This window comes from Nostoc edaphicum CCNP1411 (assembly GCF_014023275.1).
Lineage (GTDB): Bacteria > Cyanobacteriota > Cyanobacteriia > Cyanobacteriales > Nostocaceae > Nostoc > Nostoc edaphicum_A.
This window is the reverse complement of record NZ_CP054698.1, coordinates 5,726,048-5,744,136: the sequence shown is the minus strand read 5'-3', so window position 1 is coordinate 5,744,136 and position 18,089 is coordinate 5,726,048. Positions and strand designations below refer to the sequence as shown.

Below are 18,089 nucleotides of genomic sequence, written 5' to 3'. Positions count from 1 at the left end.
TACTAGGACAAAGTAATCAACTAAAAAAGTCAATCAACTACTACAAACTTTTGAAATCGAAGACAAATAGTGTTGCAAGGTTTGTAGTAAGCACTTAAGTGCTTAAAAATTCAGGACTAAAGTCCTTACTACAAACTTTTATAACCCTTCAGAGCTAATGGGACAGACCACTAGTACAGCACGGCGGAAATAAACCACCCATTCTCAATCAACAAAACCTTTACGCTGTTTTAATTTTTAATTTTTAATTCCGCCTTGCGGTACTAGGGCGTTGTCTCCTGTGTCGGTGTCGGTGTCGGTTCAGGTGTGGAGGTTTCTGTGGGAGTTGGTGTAGGTGTTTCTGTGGGCGTTTCTGTAGGCGTTGGTGTTTCTGTAGGCGTTGGTGTTTCCGTGGGCGTTGGTGTTGGCGATGGGGAAGGGGTGGGATTTTCCGCTGTAATGCTGAGTTTATAATCTACTGGTTTCGATGCTGTGGAAACCACGACAAACTCGTAAAATCCGTTTTCTGGTAATTTAGTTGACAAACTACGCTGGGTAGAATCTTCTAAAAATTGAATTTTGCCAGAGGGTGAATAGACTGATAACAAAACTTGGGAATTTGCTTGTAGGTTCAAGTCTAGAGATTGGTCTTTGGCAAGTTCAGCAATGAATACTTTACCACCACCAGGTTGGAGAGTACCGCTGACTGTTTTGCCAGTAGCCCCCGGATCAAAGACAATTTTCTGGAAAGCACTACCGGCGAGAATAGCACTGAGTTTATCGCTAACAAATCCGTACCAAACTTGTCCAATGGGCTGATCTTGGAAATTTTTACCCCGCTGTTCAGGGAATACACGTAAGAAAGCCGCATCTCCTAAATCATACAAAGAACGACTACCAACGTTAATTTTGTTGACTTCCACTTTCCAGCGATCGCGTTCAGCACTTGTGTAGGTTCCCAACTGTCGTCGTGTATTGGAACTCAATGGTGCAAGTTTTTCCAGCAATTCTGAGGCTGTTTTATCCCATTCTGCCCGCAAACCCTCATCTTCAGGGCCATTGCTAAGAGTGCGTCCTCGCAAACTGGGATTTCTATCCCAAAAAACTTGATTCACCAAATTCACGTAGAAGTTAGAACTAATACCCAACTGTTGACGGCGATCGCTTAATTTCTCTTTGCGTTCCCGTTCTGCTGGTGAATATTGCGCTAAGGGATCGGTTGGTTGTTCACTGGTTGGAATTGGACTGGCTGTAGGTGTAGGTTCGACTTCACCGACATCTCGCCTGCTATTCAATCCCCACGAAATTAATCCAACACTACCAACGACTAACGCCGCTACAAGGAAGATTTTTGTTGGTGTCCACCAGCTTGTGGGCTGAGGAGATGGGGGATATGAGGGAGATGGGGAGGATGGGGGAGGTGGAGAGACGGCGACGGTGGCGGATGTGGGTTGTGGTTGTGGTGGTGTGGGGTATTGAGTTGGGGGAAAGTTAGCTGGGGGCGAGTTGATAGCTTGGAGTACTTGACGGGCTGATTGATAGCGATCGCTTGGTCTAGCAGATAGCATTTTATCTAATACCTCTGCCAAAGTTTGACTCAGGCTTACTTCCCGTCGCCACTGCCAACTAAGAGTGTAGGTATCAATTAATTCTTGGGGTTGTTTGCCTGTCAGTAAAACCAACATTGTTGCTGCTAAAGCATACAAATCGCTGTGGGGAGAGACTAACCCAGTTTGCATCTGTTCTGGAGGCGCAAATCCTATCTTACCTAGTAGGGTTGGTGATGGAGAAGATGCAACTACGCCGGGTTGGTAATATTGGGAAGCAACTACTGCTACTACTTGTTTGACACCGCCAAAATCAATTAATACTGGCAGTTTGTCAACAGTGCGAAGCATTAAATTATCTGGAGAAATATCTCGATGAATTACTCCTAGTGAGTGGATGTATTCCAACACTGGCAAAATTTGCTGCAATAATTGGCGTACTTCTACTTCTGTAAAGCGCAAACCTTGCTTTATCCGAGCATCTAACAACGAGTTGTAAGTTTCCCCTTCTACATAATCTTGCACCAAAAACAGATATTCTTTGCCTCCTAAGTTCATCCGCAGCAGTTCCCGGAAGCGGGGAATTTGGGGATGTTGCAGTTTATAAAGAACACTCGCTTCCCTCTCAAACAGTTCTTCAGCTTTTTGGACAACGTAAGCGGTTTGAACTTGGGGAGAAAATTCTTTTAAAACACAAAGTTCACGGAAACGGTTGACATCTTCAGCTAAATAAGTACGTCCAAAGCCACCCTGGCCAATTTGACGTACAATCACATAGCGATCGCCTAAAGTTAGTCCCGGTTGAATACCATAACTCATGGGCGTATCCAACAAATTTTCACCACACTGGAGACAAAAGCGACTACCTGGAGTATTTTCATGTCCTTTAGAACAATATATTTTAGTCATTAGTTATTAGTCATTTGTCATTTGTTATTAGTAACTCTTCTCCAGTCCCCAGTCCCCAGTCTCCTTACTTGCCAGATTGTACTTTACTGACTTGATCAGCTGCGATCGCATACCAAATTTGACCGAAAGTCTTTTGATTGAGTTTTCCACGCTGCTGATCAGGAAACAACCGATCAAATTTTTCATTTGTGTCTTTGGTCAGCTGATCAATTGTATAGTTCCCAAGCTGCCCCGATCGCGCTTGTCGTCTCCATGTATCGTAATCTTTTTGACTATAGTTCCCCAATTTTCGACGAGATGCTGTACTGAGGTTAGCCCGTTCTATTTTATTCAATAAATCGTCAGCAATACCAGACCATTCATTTCGTAAACCCGCGTCTTCTGGTTTAGATGTCAGGCTACGTCCTTTTAATTCTGGTTTTTTTGTATAAAATAAATTATCGACGAAGGGAATAAAAAATCCTTCAGTAATTTCTAGCTGTTGACGACGACTGATAATTTCCTGGAGATTGCTATTTTTTCCTTTGTCGCTGACTGGTTTACCAATCGGATTTGGAAACTGGGGAATTTCCGGTAAGGAAATTGATGGAATAGTGATTGAAGTTACAGCCCGAATTACTGCATTTCCCGCCGCCAAAGTTAATCCAACTATAGCTGTTCCCCCTAAACTGATCACAAAAGGGCGAATCCAAACAGGCCAAGATATCGGTTTAGCAATCGCTTGCGTTCTGCTCTGAAATCTACTCACAATAGCACTAGCGCGTTGTCTTCCCGGAGCAACAACCATCGTCTTAATCTTGCCAGTAATATAATTACCTGGGGATTTAGTTGCAGTTGACGATGGTAAATCTTTGAGGATTTGCTCGGCTCGTTGGTAGCGATCGCTAGGTTTATAAGCCAGCATCTTTTTTAACACCGCTTCCAATTGGGGACTAACTCGGATTTGTTTTCCCCATCCCCAAATTCCCTGATAGCTGTCGTATAATTTTTGCGGTTCTTGTCCTGTGAGCAACACTAATGTTGTTACCGCCAAAGAGTATAAATCACTACTGAAAAATGCTTTTCCCTGACGTAGCTGTTCTTCTGGGGCGTAGCCCTTTTTACCTAGCAAAGTATTATTTTCAGCTAGCTTAGTCTGCCAAAAACCTTGAGAAGCTGGCAATTGCTTAACACCACCAAAATCAATCAGCACCGGGAGATTATCAGAACGCCGCCAAATCAAATTATCGGGAGAGATATCACGGTGAACTACATCTTGTGAGTGGATGTAGGATAACACTGGTAAAATCTGTTGCAGTAGAGTAATTACTTCCTCTTCATTAAAGGTTTTTCCTTGAGTTTCCCGCTGTTCTAATAATTGGTAATAATTATCACCATCCACATAATCTTGTACTAAAAAGAAAAAATCTTTAGTACCGATTTTCACTTGTAGCGAAGCATGAAAACGCGGAATTTGTGGATGCTGGAGTTTTTTGAGAACATTTGCTTCTCGTTCAAATAACTCTTTAGCTTTTTGTAAATCTTGATGTTCTTGTACTTGGGGTGCAAATTCCTTCAACACACAGGTTTGATGGGATTTATTTATATCCTCAGCCAAATAGGTGCGTCCAAAGCCGCCCTGCCCTAATTGACGGATAATTTGATAGCGATTATCCACAACCTGTCCCACACCAAGAGGTAATGGCTCACCGCAATGGGTACAAAAGCGGTTACTACCATTATTTGTGTGTTGTTTACTGCAATAGAGCTGCATGGTGCCCAAGGATAAATTAAGGTTTTATTGAGTAACTACAACGCGCCTATCCTCATTTTCGGATATCCTACCAAAGGTTAGGAGCATTTGTTTGATGCTGTTAGCGTATAGCTAGGGTTTAGCCCGTGCGATTATTGTTTTTTTAACTCAGCACTAGTTACTCAGCACTCAGCACTGTTTAACGGTGTTGGTTTACTTCAGGATAAACAACAAGCGTCATGAACCACAAATCAAGACAGCAGCAAGTAATTAAAGCATTTGAAGATTTTTTGTCTACCCCCCTAGAAACGCTACTGCAACGGCATCTCAACACTCAAACTTCGGCAGCGTTGACTTTATTTCACGATGTGGCGGCTAATGTGCCAGCTTACAAGGCTTTTTTAGCAGAAAGGGAAATTAATCCCGCGACTATTCAAACCTTGGAAGAGTTTCAAAAACTCCCAGCGATCGCTAAACAAAATTATATACTGCGTTATCCCTTAGCTGACTTGTGCCGCAACGGACAACTCCAAGCGTGCGACATGATAGCTGCTTCATCAGGTTCCAGTGGGAAACCGACATTTTGGCCTCGTTTTTTCACAGATGAACTCCAAATCGCCACACGTTTTGAACAAATTTTTCACGATAGTTTCTATGCAGATACCAGACGTACCCTAGCAGTGATTTGTTTCACTTTGGGCACTTGGGTAGGTGGAATGTTTACTACTAATTGCTGTCGTTATCTTGCTAGCAAAGGTTATCCCATCACTGTAATTACTCCTGGTAACAATAAAGAAGAAATATTGCGAGTTGTGCAGGAATTAGGTTCAGCTTTTGAACAAGTGGTGTTATTGGGATACCCGCCATTTTTAAAAGATGTCATTGATACTGGTATCGCCCGTGGTGTGGAGTGGCAGCAATATCAGATTAAATTAGTGATGGCGGGAGAAGTATTTAGTGAAGAATGGCGGAGTTTAGTTGCCCAAAGAGTTGGTTTACAAAATCCTTGTTATGATTTTGCATCACTTTACGGGACTGCGGATGCGGGAGTTTTGGGTAATGAAACACCGTTAAGTATCTGCATTCGCCGTTTTTTGGCAGAAAATCCCGATGCAGCTAGAGCTTTATTTGGGGAATCGCGTTTACCCACGCTAGTACAATACGATCCTTGCAGTCGCTTTTTTGAAGTTCAAGATGGCGGATTGCTGTTCTCTGGAGATAACGGTATTCCCTTAGTACGTTATGACATCTTGGATACTGGCGGGATAATTAGTTATGATGCCATGCTGCAATTTTTAGCAGAATGGGGATTTAACCCGCTCGAAAATCTGCGTTCTGACACTCAACAATCACCTAGAGGTATTCATCAGCTACCTTTCGTTTATGTCTTTGGGCGTTCTAACTTTACAGTTTCCTACTTTGGCGCAAATATCTATCCCGAAAATGTGACGGTGGGATTAGAACAACCAGGAATTCAAGAATGGGTGACGGGTAAATTTGTGTTGCAGGTGAAGGAAGATGCTGACAAAAACCGATTTTTATCTGTGGTTGTGGAGTTAGGAGCAGGGGTAGAGGGTAGTGAAGATCAAAGAGTTGCGATCGCATCTTCTATTCTTTCACAACTGCTACGTTTAAATAGCGAGTTTGCTAATTATGTTCCGGCAGAATATCAAACGCCACAAGTTACGTTAGCTCCAATGGGGGATGCAGAATATTTTCCTGTTGGGGTGAAGCATCGTTATACGCGTAAATAGTACTAGGCGCGATGAATTAGCAAGAAGACGCGATGAATCGCGTCTCTACAAGGAGGGGGGATGGGGTGGTTGTTCGCGATCGTGTTCCCAATTGATTGGGTTATTGATAATATATTGTCTAATTTGGTCGAGGGCAAATTCATCACGAATTATGTTGTCATGAAACCTTTCTTGCCATCCAAAACCTTCATAGATTTGATTAATTTCAAATGAACATCGTCCTTTGTACCACCTAATAATTTTAGAAAGGGAATTTTTAGACAACATCGGATTAAAAAAACCAGTAACCCCACCCCGTTGAATATCCCCCCGTTGGCTTGTAGAGACGCGATTCATCGCGTCTTCTTCCTGTGTTCGTGGATTCATCGCATCTTCTTCTTGTGTTTGATTCATCGCGTCTTCTTCTCGTATTTGATTAATAACCAAAATCCCATGAATATGATTAGGCATGACGCAAAACGAATCTATCTGGCAATTAGAAAAATTATTAGGAATCTCATACCACAATTTATGAGCAATTTCTCCAATTGGCGATCGCTGCATTTCACCTTGCACAACCTCACCAAAAAAGCATTTTTTATCATCGGTGCAAATAGTAATGAAATATCCGGCATTGCTAGCATAACTCCATGCTGGCAAACGGGTTGAGTCAATGCGATATTTACCTTTGTAAGCTGTTACGCAGCTAGATTGTATAATATTAGATTAAGTAATTAATTTAGTATCAGCCATCTATGCCAGCAAAAAATCATCTTTCCCAAGAGCAGAAGGAAAGGCTACTAAAAACGCTAAAAGAGCATGAAAATCCCTACGTAAGAGAAAAGATTCTGATTTTATTATTAATGAATGATGGAAAAACTTATCAAGAGATTAGTAAGTTTTTAGATATTGCATATCCAACAGTAGCATATTGGGCAGTTCACGGCGATCCAGATAACCTAGAAAGTTTTTTAGATGGAAGAAGAGAAGGGAACTTCCGCAAAGTTACCAAAGAATATGAGGATTTATTATTAGAAATAATTGAAAAAGAGCCACTAGAGTATGGGTATGAATTTGGTCGTTGGACAGCAGCAAGACTAGCTACATACCTCGAAAAGATAACAGGAATTAAGTTAAGTGGTTCACAAGTTGGGAGAATATTAGAGCGAAAAAAAGTACGTTTACCTTTGGGCAAAATACAGCCTAGAGGACAAACAGAATCCTGAAATGCGTAAGGCATTTAAAGAAAAAATTGTCAGAATACTTAAGAATAACAAAGGAAGCCCCAGAGCGTTTACAGGTATGGTTTTGGGATGAGAGTGGATTTAGTTTAAGAGTGATAAGAAGAAAAAACTGGGGTAAGAAAGGTACAAGGAAACAAATCACAGGTCAAAGAAGAAGAGGAAGAGTAAATATTATGGGAGGGTTACGTTATCACGACAAGAAGAGAATGAATTTTGTGATTAAAAAAGGAAATGCCGATGTATTTTATGAGCAGCTTCAATCTTTGAATAATTTTCTATTGCAAGAATGGATAGAGCAAGGAAATAGAATTGAGACTTTCAATAAATGTTCTGCGAAAATAGTGATTATCTTAGATAATGCCAGCTTCCATAAAAGAAAAGATATTTTAGTTCGTATCAAGGCAGAAATGCCAAATATTATCCTGGAATTTCTACCACCTTATAGTCCAGATTATAATTTGATTGAATTGGTTTGGCATTCAGCAAAAGAATATATAGCTCATAGATTGTTCGAGTCAGTATCACAGCTAGAAGAGTTGTTAAATAAATTGTTAAATGAAGGAGGTCTTATTATTAAATGGGAACGCAAAATTAAAAATAAAGGTAATGCTGTTTATTAAATTTAGCTGCGTAACAGCTTATTTAGGTTTGTTGTTTTCTGGTTGAGGATCATTATTCATGATTACATCTTTGATTGATACAAAAATTTATGCAATTATTGCTTTGCATTGATGTAATTGCCAACCCAAAAAACTCGGAATTATTTGCGCTATGTATCGGAATTATTTGCGCTATGTAAATGATGGGAAGGAAGAAGACGCGATAAATCGCCGTCTCTACAAGGGGCGATCGCCTCTGCCGATGTTTTCCCTAAGATAACCAAAGCACTTGGAAGATTTGATGGATAATAAAAACTAAACCTTGAAATTATGAAGTAGGCAATGAATACTACCGATAATTCTCCGATGGATGATGGGTCATCAGCAGATTTGATCTCTGTCGCAGAGTTACAGCAACAGCTTAATGATTTACTCCAGCAACTATCTCCAGAGCGATTACAGGTGCTGACTGATTTTGCTGCTTATTTGGCAAATACTGAAAGCGAAGCTGCAACCCAAGAACTTTTGGCAATTCCTGGATTGTTAGAGCGAGTTAAGCAAAATCAAGTAACGCCTAAAGCCCAATACACCGCCTGGAGAACTCTTCGATCTGATGTATGAAGTTATTCTTCATCCCGATGTTCAAGAAGTTTATGTCAATGCTGACAAAGCTTTTGCTAAGAAAATTGCCCGATGTTTGCAGCAGCTAGAACAAACTCCTCGATCGCACCCCAACATTAAAGCCCTGAAGGATCGCTCATCGCAGTGAGGTATATAAACCATAAAGGCGATCGCTTAATCAATTCATCGCGGCGATCGCAAAAACGATTCCTGCGGCGGGCTACGCCTACGCATTCCCATTCTGTTTACAATATATGTTTTACTAGGGGCGATCGCATTCCCTGGATTGCGGAAATATCAGACGCGATAGATTTACCAGACGCTTACGAGATGCGATGAATCGCGTCTTTACAAGGGATTGCTGCTTCTACATTTCGCTTATGTTTTGGCTGGAGGAAGTATTTTTCTTTCCTACTCTCCATCTTTCACTTTCTCTTGTTGATGCCAAGCTTGATAAAAAGCGGGGTAGGGCATACTTTGAGCGCACTTCCAGATAACTTCGTAGCAATTATCAAATCGCTTAAAGTCATTTTCGTAAGTTTCAGGTGATAAGTAATCTTTCAACACGGTGACAACACTCGGCATCTGTTCCTCTAACATAATTTTCCCTAAGCTTTCTGCCGCTTGCCTTCGGGTATCATCATCCAGTTGTGGATTGCCGATTAACTCCAGCAAAGCAGCGATCGCTTTTTGATTGCCAGAACCAATTTGCCCTAAGCTTTCTGCCGCTTGCCTTCGGGTGTCATTATCCAGTTGTGGATTGCCGATTAACTCCAGCAAAGCAGCGATCGCTTTTTGGTTGCCAGAACCAATTTGCCCTAAGATATATGCCGCTTGCCTTCGGGTAAAATAATCCAGTTGTGGTTTACCGATTAACTCCACCAAAGCAGCGATTGTTTTTTGGTTGCTAGGGCCAATTTTCCCTAAGCTTTCTGCCGTTTGCCTTCGGGTCGAATCATCCAGTTGTGGTTTGCCAATTAACTTTACCAAAGCATCAATCGCTTCTTGGTTGCCAGAGCCAATTTCCCCTAAAATATATGCCGCTTGCCTTCGGGTAGAATAATCAAGTTGTGGTTTGCCAATTAACTCTACCAAAGCATCAATCGCTTCTTGGTTGCCAGGGTCAATTTGCCATAAGCTCTCTGCCACTTGGCTTCGGGTAGAATCATCCAGTTGTGGTTTGCCGATTAACTCTACCAAGGCAGCTATTGCTTTTTGGTTGCCAGAGCCAATTTGCCCTAAAATATATGCCGCTCGCCATCGGGTAAAATCATCCAGTTGTGGTTTGCCAATTAACTCTACCAAAGCATCAATTGCTTTTTGGTTACCAGAGTCAATTTGCCCTAAGCTAAATGCCACTTGCCATCGGGTAGAATCATCCAGTTGTGGTTTGCCGATTAACTCCACCAAAGCATCAATCGCTTTTTGGTTACCAGAGTCAATTTGCCCTAAGCTAAATGCCGCTTGCCATCGGGTAGAATCATCCAGTTGTGGTTTGTTGATTAACTCCACCAAGGCAGCGAGCGCTTTTTGGTTGCCAGAGTCGATCTGCCTTAAGCTTTTTGCCGCTAGCCTTCGGATATCATCATTCAGTTGTGGTTTGCCGATTAACTCCACCAAAGCATCAATCGCTTTTTGGTTGCCAGAGCCAATTTGCCTTAAGCTTTCTGCTGCTAGCCTTCGGGTATCATCATCTAGTTGTGGTTTGCTGATTAACTCCACCAAAGCATCAATCGCTTTTTGGTTGCCAGAGCCAATTTCTCCTAACCTTTCTGCCGCTTGCCATCGGGTAGAATAATCCAGTTGTGTTTTGCCGATTAACTTCACCAAGGCATCAATCGCTTTTTGGTTGCCAGAGCCAATTTGCCCTAAGCTAAATGCCGCTAGCCTTAGGATATTATCATCCAGTTTTGGTTTGCTGATTAACTCCACCAAAGCATCAATCGCTTTTTGGTCGCCAGAGCCAATTTGCCCTAAGCTAAATGCTGCTTGCCATCGGTTAGAATCATCCAGTTGTGGTTTGTTGATTAACTCCACCAAGGCAGCTATCGCTTTTATGCGATTTGTCTGAGAGAGTGCTGTCTCTGCTCCTTTTGCGATTGGTGTGAGAAATTCTACCCACCTATTTACTTCAACCTTAAACTCAGCACAGCGCCATTTAACGATTTCCGCCACAATAGCATCTGTGTTGACAGAATTTTTCCACTCATCAACCCCCACAGCAGCAAGAAAATAAGTGCGAAACTCGTAAAATCCCTTTCTCACTCTATCAATAGCTCTGTATTCTCCGCACCCATCATCAAATTTCACCAACGCCTGAATAAACTCTTCCTTCTTCTCCCTCCCCATATCCTCACGTCCCAACCACAGCAAAATCACTTCTTTCCACTGCGGTGCAAAAATGCGATAAACGCCTAGCGCGGGGTTGTCGGGAACATGATTCAGAAACTCGTGCCAATCATCAACCACTAACGCTGCAAAATATTCCTCAAATGTGGGATGGTAGAAAGCGTAAACTTTCTCTTTTGTTGCTGATTCCGCAGCCAGTCCAACTTCATTTAGCCATCCCAACTTTAACGCTAACCAAAATAAAGAATTTTGCTGTTTTGCATCACCTAATTCCTCACGCACAAACTTATGTCGTAGCCGAAACCGTGACGTTTCTTGATCGATTGCCCGTTTTGCTAAACGTCCCAACGCAGCGTTTAATTCCTCTTGCTGCTGTTCAGTAGTGGGGAAGCGGTTTTCTTTCCACTTGTAAACCTCTTCCACAAAATGCTGATAAAGTCCGGCTTTAGTTTCCGGTAAACCTTTATCGGAACCTTGCCAAGTGCTACACAACAGCGCTAACCGCAAAGGATTTTTAACTAAATCTTGGATGCGCTGACGTTCAGCTTTATCTAATTCCTGCCATAATTTTTCCCCTTTGTCTGCATCCTTGTTGTGAAACCAACGCCCAATAAACTCTTGCACTTGTTGCGGATATTCAAAATTGAGTAACCGATACGTCTCAAAATTTTCTAAAGCGTTGGCGTTTGCTTCCCAAACATTCACCCGACAAGTCAGCACAACCCGCGCATTTTTCACCCATCCCGTCAACTGCTGGGAAATCTCAGTTAATGGTTGGAGTGAAGATATTTCATCTGCTGCATCCAACAACAACCACACACGATTATTCTTGAATAAATCTGCAATAGCGTTTTCCTGTTCTTCTTTTACACGCACCACTTCTAAAGCATTCTTCAGCCAATCTTGCAGCAGATAATTTTCTACACTCTTTTCTTGCAAGTCTGCCAAAGAAATCCAAATTGGTAAACCCAGATTCTTCTTTAATATCCAAAAAGCTATAGTTTGCAACTGAGTAGTTTTTCCCGCACCGGGTTCTCCAATTAAAGCGATGCGGTGTCCTTGAGTTTTACCAACACCATCACGGATAATTTGCTCTAAAAAAGCCTCATGTTCAAATCGCTGCTTCTCTTCATAACTCGGTTCATAAAGCCGCGAACCTTGTTCTGCGGAAATATCCTCGGTGCACTTCTTCGGTTTATTACGTTCCACCAATGCTAAAGGAACATGAATTGCCTCTAGCTCAAATTTCATCTCATCATCAGCAAACAGCAACTCATTTGTGGTGAGACGCTTGTGCTTTTCCAGCATAGCGCCGCAGATTTCTTGCCAATCGAAGCTATCTGTTGTTTGTACCTGGAATGTTTCTTTTAAATTCGTCTTTTGGTATTCGTTCCACTTCTGCTTAACTACCTGCAAATTATCTTTTATCGTCGCTGTCTGATGTTTTAGCGTCAGGGTAAATTTCCAATAACCTTGATTTTTTGTAGATTTTTGGTCTTCTCGCACTCCCAACTCTTTCAACCAGTCGAGTGCAGTTTGAAGCTCGTCTAATTCTCTTTTTTCCTGAGAAACGTTAGATTCTGCTTTTTGCGGGGGAAGTTTTAAAGTTTTGCCAGCATCTTTAATCTGGTTGAATAAATATTCCTTTTTTGTACCAACTTCAGTTGTTTTGCTTCTGTTTCCTCTTGTTTGTTGGCTTTTATATCCGGTAATTCGCAACTTATCAGCATTCCAGACAGCGCAAAGTGGAAGTTTTGATTCACAATCTTGCTTTTCCGACAGTTGCAGCAATGCTTCTACCAGACTGAGTACATTCTCTAAAACTGATTCATCTCCACGAATATTTCTTGACATCAGTCAAATAATTTTTAATTACCCAAACAAACAAGCTTACCCAAGCCGCAAAAGCTGACGATACAAGCATTATAGACGTTGCGTGGGGGATGTGTCTGGGGAAATACCCAAAAAAATAATTGACCTTGTAAACCCAAAAACAAGGTGAATTCAGATGTCAGCTAAAAAACCTGGTAAAAATGCAAGTCAAAAAGCGATGTCTACGACGGGCTACGCCTACGCTTTCTTACTAATTCTGCAAACAATATTAATTGGTGTAAATGCCGAAAACCGCATTCAGCAAGGAGACTCAACAATCGAGGTTTTAATCTGGATGATTAACCAGTGTATTCCAGTCCTAAAAGAAGCCAGCAGTTTGCAAGAAAAACAGAAAAAGAGCTTGTTACCTAAACATCGCCATTCTGAGGAGCAATAATATCACAAGCCCCTCTCTGCAAGCAAAGAGGGGCTGTGGCTATATTGGTTGATTTATATAGGAATCCGGTTTAATTGTGTGAAAAAATCTAATAACAATTTAATTAATGATTGCAACACATCCTTGGTTTAAGACGCGATGAATTGTGGGATGAAGAAGACGCGATGAATTGCGTCTCTACAAGATGTATGGTCTATTTGTTACGTTTCTCGATTGCGTGCAATCCGGTTCGGATAGGGTTTTTTGATAAAAATTATAATAGATGACAAAAACGCCTTGTAGAGACGGCGATTTATCGCGTCTCTCTTGCTCGTCCACAACACAACCCCATTTGTCCACAACACAACCCCATTCGTTCAGAACACCACCCCATTTGTCCACAACACAACCCCATTCGTTCAGAACACCACCCCATTCGTTCAGAACACCACCCCATTCGTCCAGAACACAACCCTATTCGTTCACAACACCACCCCATTCGTTTAGAACACAAGCCCATTCGTCCACAACACAAGTTTATTGTCGTGTAATTACTGAACCAGCAATCCAATCTTATTACAAAAAACACCTTATTTTGCAAGTTTTACTGAACCACTACATCGCTCCATTGAGACACTCTAGAAAGATAAAGTTTAGTAAAAAGTCTGCATTGATGCCACGCCAAAAAAGAAGCTCTACCGTGCTAGAAAAAACCGAACAGAGAGTAATCGGATTTAAATCAATCGATTCTAGCCTCGACTTTGGTGATTCGATCAGCTTAAACCATTTAACCGAGTTAACCGGGCAACTCCGCAACCAGATTGACGAGTATAATATGATGCTAACTGCCATTGACACGGCAAAGGAACAAATAGAAAGCCTTGAAAAGACTATCCGCGAAACCTCAGAACGCTTAGTCAGTGGTGTCGTGTTAAAGTATGGCAAAGACAGCCGGGAATACGAGATGACAGGCGGAGTACGCAAAAGCGATCGCATTCGCAAAGCCACCATTACACGGTTAAAATCCACCGCAGACTCAAAAGCGGCTTCTACACAGACGGCGTAATGAGCAACAAATAGGCATCATTCACCGTGAATGATGCCCATGTTATCGCAGTTTTATTCCTCAATCAACTCAAAATCAACCCGTTCATAAATATCACGCAAGGCAATTTGAAATCCAATAGAATCTAAGATTAAAACTGCATCTTCACCTTCATATTCCTTAAAAATCCATTGACCTTCTGCTTGCTTTGCAAATTGTTCCACAGCAAAACTATACTGGTCAATCATAATATATTCTTTAAAACCAGGGATTGAACGATAATATTTAAACTTATCTGTTTTGTCATAATTTTTAGTTGAATTTGATAAGACTTCAACAATTAATAAGGGATTAGTAATAATTGTTGTACCTGTTCCCTCATAAATAGGCTTACCTTTGATGACGATCACATCAGGATAAGTATAAAGGCGATGACGAGGTATTGATAATTTCACATCCCCTATGTAAATCTCATAATCTTGTCCCTGCACAGTCAGAGGAAACTTTTTATAAAAATTACCTGCAATGTTGTTGTGGTTAGTTGTCCCCCCTGTCATCGGTATAATTTCTCCATCTATGTATTCATTTTTATATTCAGCCTTCTCTTCTAATTCCAAATATTCTTCTGGGGTGTAGTAGCGCTTTTCTGTTTGTAAAACCATATTAATTAACTCATAAAATGGGGGAATGGTTCTGTTATCAATAGCGTAACGTACCCGAAAGATAGCGAAAATAAATAATTTTGTTATACAAATACGGTTGCAGACAATGTAACAATAGCGATCGCAAGCAAATATTTTTAGCCATAGCACCAGTGAACGCCCCTACCAATATCTCTGCACAAACTCAGAATCGCAAAGCGGATCACATTCGGATCTGCTTAGAGGAAGATGTTCAGTCTCATCAAATCACCAATGGACTGGAACGTTATCGTTTTACCCATTCTTGCTTACCCGAACTAAACCACAACGATATTGATGTCAGCACAACTTTCCTGGGGAAACACCTTGGCGCACCCTTATTAATTTCTTCCATGACTGGCGGAACAGAACAAGCCGCAATGATTAACCAACGTTTGGCCCAAGTCGCGCAACACTACAAAATTGCAATGGGTGTTGGTTCCCAGCGAGTAGCGGTAGAAAAACCCCAAGTAGCTGATACTTTTGCTGTCCGCAAGTATGCCCCCGATGTTCTGTTATTTGCCAACTTAGGGGCTGTGCAACTTAACTACAAGTATGGCTTAGATGAATGTTTGCGCGTAGTTGATATTCTAGAGGCTGATGCCCTGATTTTACATATCAACCCTCTACAAGAGTGCATTCAACCCAAAGGTGATACTAATTTTCGGGGCTTGATTGACAAGATATCTGATTTGTGCAGTAAACTACCAGTGCCAGTGATTGCGAAGGAAGTTGGTAACGGCATTTCAGCAGCGATCGCACAGAAACTAATTGCCGCTGGAGTAGCAGCCATTGATGTGGCGGGTGCGGGAGGTACTTCTTGGGCAAAAGTAGAAAGTGAACGGGCAGAAAATCCTTTGCAACGTCGCTTAGGGATGACTTTTGCCGATTGGGGTTTACCGACAGCAGAGTGCATTACAACTATTAGAGCGATTGCACCAGATGTACCCTTAATTGCTTCAGGAGGTTTGCGTCATGGATTGGATGTTGCAACTGCGATCGCCTTGGGAGCAGATATAGCTGGTTTAGCCATGCCTTTCTTGCAAGCAGCAGCAACATCAGAGACAGCAGTTGCGGAACTTGCTGAAGTATTAATCGCCGAAATCACCACAGTCTTATTCTGCACTGGCAACACCACCTTGTATCAGTTAAAGCACTCTGGAAGTTTACAGCGCATAGAATAAATTAAGTAGGTCATTAGTCATTTGTCATTTGTTCTTTGTGAATGACCAATGCCCAATGCCCCTCAAGAGTGCTGAGTGCTGAGTTATGAGTGCTGAGTGGGGAATCTCACTTTTTTACTCAGAACGGGCTAAACGCCCCGCTAACGGAACTCGGAACTCGGAACTATTTTGCCCCATGCCCAATGACTAATGACTAATGACTAATGACTAACTTTATTAAACAAACTTTTGCTAGTTTAGTTGGCACCTTACTAGGACTAATTATTTTCGGTGGTTTGGGAGCCACTGGACTGTTTCTCCTGATATTGGCTGCTACCTCCTCTAAAGATACTGGGCCAAATGTGAAAGATAAGTCAGTGCTGGTTTTTGACTTGTCAATGAAAATTACTGATGGCGAACCTAGTTCAGACCAACTGTTTCAAAACACAATATCAGGTGTGGATGAAGAAAGAATAACACTCCGCAAAGTTGTGGAAACTTTAGAGAAGGCTCGACGCGATCCGCGAATTATCGGGATCTACCTGGATGCAACAAACACAAGCCAAGCTAGTGATGTCGGCTATGCCTCCCTGAAAGAAATTCGGAAAGCATTGGAAGAGTTTCGCGCTGCTGGGAAAAAAATTGTCGCCTATGGCAGTGATTGGAGCGAAAAAGGATATTACGTTAGTTCAGTGGCAGATTCCATTGTACTTAATCCTCTAGGAATGATGGAAGTCAACGGTTTGAGTTCACAACCAGTATTCTTAGCGGGAGCATTGCAGAAATATGGCATTGGTATTCAAGTCGTGCGAGTGGGGAAATTTAAGGGAGCTGTTGAACCGTTTCTCCTGACAAAGTTAAGTCCAGAAAACCGCGAACAAACTCAGAAATTGTTAGATGATGTTTGGGGAGAGTGGCGCACTGCTGTAGGCGCAAGTCGGAAAATTGAACCTAACCAGTTGCAAGCAATCGCAGATAATCAGGCGCTACTAGAAGCCACACAAGCCAAAACCAGCGGTTTAGTCGATCAAGTACAATACCCCGATGAAGTGGTAACTGACCTCAAAAAGTTGACAGATAGCGATAAAGAAGACAAAACATTTCGTCAAATTAGCCTGAATAGCTACGCCCAAGTTTCCGGAAAATCTTTGGGTGTAGAACGTAGCTCAAAAAATCAAATTGCCGTAGTTTATGCTGAAGGTGAAATTGTCGATGGTAAAGGAGAAGATGGGCAAGTAGGAGGCGATCGCTTTGCCAAAATCTTCAACAGATTGCGACAAGATCAGGATGTCAAGGCGGTTGTATTACGAATTAATAGTCCTGGTGGTAGCGCTACCGCATCTGAAGTCATGCAGCGAGAAGTGAAATTAACTCGTGAGGCAAAACCAGTTGTAGTCTCAATGGGTGATATTGCCGCCTCTGGTGGTTATTGGATTGCTAGCGACTCCAATCGCATTTTTGCCGAACCAAATACCATCACAGGCTCAATAGGTGTGTTTGGAGTGCTATTTAATGGGCAAAAGCTGGCTAATGATAATGGCATTACCTGGGATTCAGTGAAAACCGCACGCTATGCTGATAGTCAAACAGTTTCGCGTCCGAAATCGCCTCAAGAGTTGGCACTTTATCAGCGCAGTGTTAACCGCATTTATAATATGTTTCTGAATAAAGTTTCTCAAGGTCGCAAACTCCCAGAACAAAAAGTGGCAGAAATTGCCCAAGGAAGGGTTTGGTCAGGTGTGGCCGCCAAAGAAATTGGTTTGGTGGATGAAATTGGTGGTTTGAATACTGCGATCGCTTATGCTGCCAAGCAGGCGAAACTAGGAGAAGACTGGGAAGTGCAAGAATATCCCCGCACTAGCAGCTTCGGAGAACGCTTTTTTGGGCGTGCAACAGAAGAAGCGCAGACTGTTTTCGGAATTGAGGGTACGCAACTCAAACAATCCAATCCCCTCACCGCTGAATTTCAGAAATTGCAACAGGAAGTAGAGATTCTGCAAAGGATGAACGATCCACAAGGGGTTTACGCCCGCTTGCCTTTCAACTTGAAGATTGAGTAGATGCTTTTTTGAGCATCATCAGGCAAGAACTCAGGGTTTGTAGTAAGCACTAAAGTGCTTAGAAAATTAAGGACTAAAGTCCTTACTACTAACTGGCTTACCCACTATCGCAAGGCGAATAGCTTGGACTCGCCAGCCATAAACCAGCTGACATTTGCTGGATGGATGTGTAAAGTAGTT

At 42.0% G+C, this 18,089-nt stretch carries 13 protein-coding genes and 1 pseudogene; 9 read left to right on the top strand and 5 right to left on the bottom strand.

Annotation, left to right across the window (positions count from 1 at the left end):
* Nucleotides 1–263: 263 nt before the first annotated feature.
* Both HUN01_RS27035 and HUN01_RS27030 read right to left on the bottom strand, forming a co-directional pair.
* Nucleotides 264–2,435, bottom strand: coding sequence for a serine/threonine-protein kinase (locus HUN01_RS27035; RefSeq protein WP_181928732.1), 2,172 nt, complete (start codon nucleotides 2,433–2,435; stop codon nucleotides 264–266).
* A 64-nt stretch (nucleotides 2,436–2,499) separates the two neighbouring features.
* On the bottom strand, nucleotides 2,500–4,188 hold the full coding sequence (locus HUN01_RS27030) for a serine/threonine-protein kinase (RefSeq protein WP_181928731.1): 1,689 nt from the start codon (nucleotides 4,186–4,188) through the stop codon (nucleotides 2,500–2,502).
* 218 nt (nucleotides 4,189–4,406) lie between these two features.
* Here HUN01_RS27030 and HUN01_RS27025 point away from each other — a divergent pair, with 218 nt between their 5' ends.
* Nucleotides 4,407–5,921, top strand: coding sequence for a phenylacetate--CoA ligase family protein (locus tag HUN01_RS27025; protein ID WP_181928730.1), 1,515 nt, complete (start codon nucleotides 4,407–4,409; stop codon nucleotides 5,919–5,921).
* Nucleotides 5,922–5,966: 45 nt separating this feature from the next.
* Here HUN01_RS27025 and HUN01_RS27020 read toward each other — a convergent pair whose 3' ends face one another.
* A complete protein-coding gene (locus HUN01_RS27020; protein WP_238845660.1) occupies nucleotides 5,967–6,560 on the bottom strand; it encodes a transposase in 594 nt (197 codons plus the stop codon).
* Between the two features lie 95 nt (nucleotides 6,561–6,655).
* Between HUN01_RS27020 and HUN01_RS27015 the strand changes: the two are divergent.
* The 4 genes and pseudogenes from HUN01_RS27015 (at nucleotide 6,656) to HUN01_RS27000 (ending at nucleotide 8,703) form a co-directional block, all read left to right on the top strand.
* Nucleotides 6,656–7,764, top strand: a pseudogene (locus tag HUN01_RS27015) (IS630 family transposase).
* 321 nt (nucleotides 7,765–8,085) lie between these two features.
* Complete coding sequence (locus tag HUN01_RS27010) at nucleotides 8,086–8,364, top strand: hypothetical protein (protein ID WP_181928729.1); 279 nt, start codon at nucleotides 8,086–8,088, stop codon at nucleotides 8,362–8,364.
* Complete coding sequence (locus HUN01_RS27005) at nucleotides 8,357–8,512, top strand: type II toxin-antitoxin system RelE family toxin (protein ID WP_223265139.1); 156 nt, start codon at nucleotides 8,357–8,359, stop codon at nucleotides 8,510–8,512. The genes HUN01_RS27010 and HUN01_RS27005 overlap by 8 nt, the downstream gene beginning before the upstream one ends.
* Nucleotides 8,509–8,703 carry a hypothetical protein gene (locus tag HUN01_RS27000; protein ID WP_181928728.1) on the top strand — a complete coding sequence of 65 codons (195 nt, stop codon included), beginning with the start codon at nucleotides 8,509–8,511 and terminating at the stop codon, nucleotides 8,701–8,703. The genes HUN01_RS27005 and HUN01_RS27000 overlap by 4 nt, the downstream gene beginning before the upstream one ends.
* A 72-nt stretch (nucleotides 8,704–8,775) precedes the next feature.
* Here HUN01_RS27000 and HUN01_RS26995 read toward each other — a convergent pair whose 3' ends face one another.
* Nucleotides 8,776–12,567 (bottom strand): HEAT repeat domain-containing protein, encoded by a 3,792-nt coding sequence (locus HUN01_RS26995; RefSeq protein ID WP_181928727.1) that lies wholly within the window; start codon nucleotides 12,565–12,567, stop codon nucleotides 8,776–8,778.
* Nucleotides 12,568–12,721: 154 nt separating this feature from the next.
* Between HUN01_RS26995 and HUN01_RS26990 the strand changes: the two genes are divergently transcribed.
* Nucleotides 12,722–12,982: a hypothetical protein gene (locus tag HUN01_RS26990; RefSeq protein WP_338044501.1), complete on the top strand. Its 261-nt coding sequence runs from the start codon at nucleotides 12,722–12,724 to the stop codon at nucleotides 12,980–12,982.
* A gap of 652 nt (nucleotides 12,983–13,634) precedes the next feature.
* The gene (locus tag HUN01_RS26985; RefSeq protein ID WP_181928726.1) at nucleotides 13,635–14,027 is read left to right on the top strand and encodes a hypothetical protein; all 393 of its coding nucleotides are present in this window, start codon (nucleotides 13,635–13,637) and stop codon (nucleotides 14,025–14,027) included.
* 53 nt (nucleotides 14,028–14,080) lie between these two features.
* Here HUN01_RS26985 and HUN01_RS26980 read toward each other — a convergent pair whose 3' ends face one another.
* Complete coding sequence (locus HUN01_RS26980) at nucleotides 14,081–14,668, bottom strand: Uma2 family endonuclease (protein ID WP_181928725.1); 588 nt, start codon at nucleotides 14,666–14,668, stop codon at nucleotides 14,081–14,083.
* 152 nt (nucleotides 14,669–14,820) lie between these two features.
* Between HUN01_RS26980 and fni the strand changes: the two genes are divergently transcribed.
* Both fni and sppA read left to right on the top strand, forming a co-directional pair.
* A complete protein-coding gene (gene fni / locus HUN01_RS26975) occupies nucleotides 14,821–15,870 on the top strand; it encodes a type 2 isopentenyl-diphosphate Delta-isomerase (RefSeq protein WP_181932834.1) in 1,050 nt (349 codons plus the stop codon).
* A 203-nt stretch (nucleotides 15,871–16,073) separates the two neighbouring features.
* Nucleotides 16,074–17,909, top strand: coding sequence for a signal peptide peptidase SppA (sppA, locus tag HUN01_RS26970; protein ID WP_181928724.1), 1,836 nt, complete (start codon nucleotides 16,074–16,076; stop codon nucleotides 17,907–17,909).
* Nucleotides 17,910–18,089 lie beyond the last annotated feature (180 nt).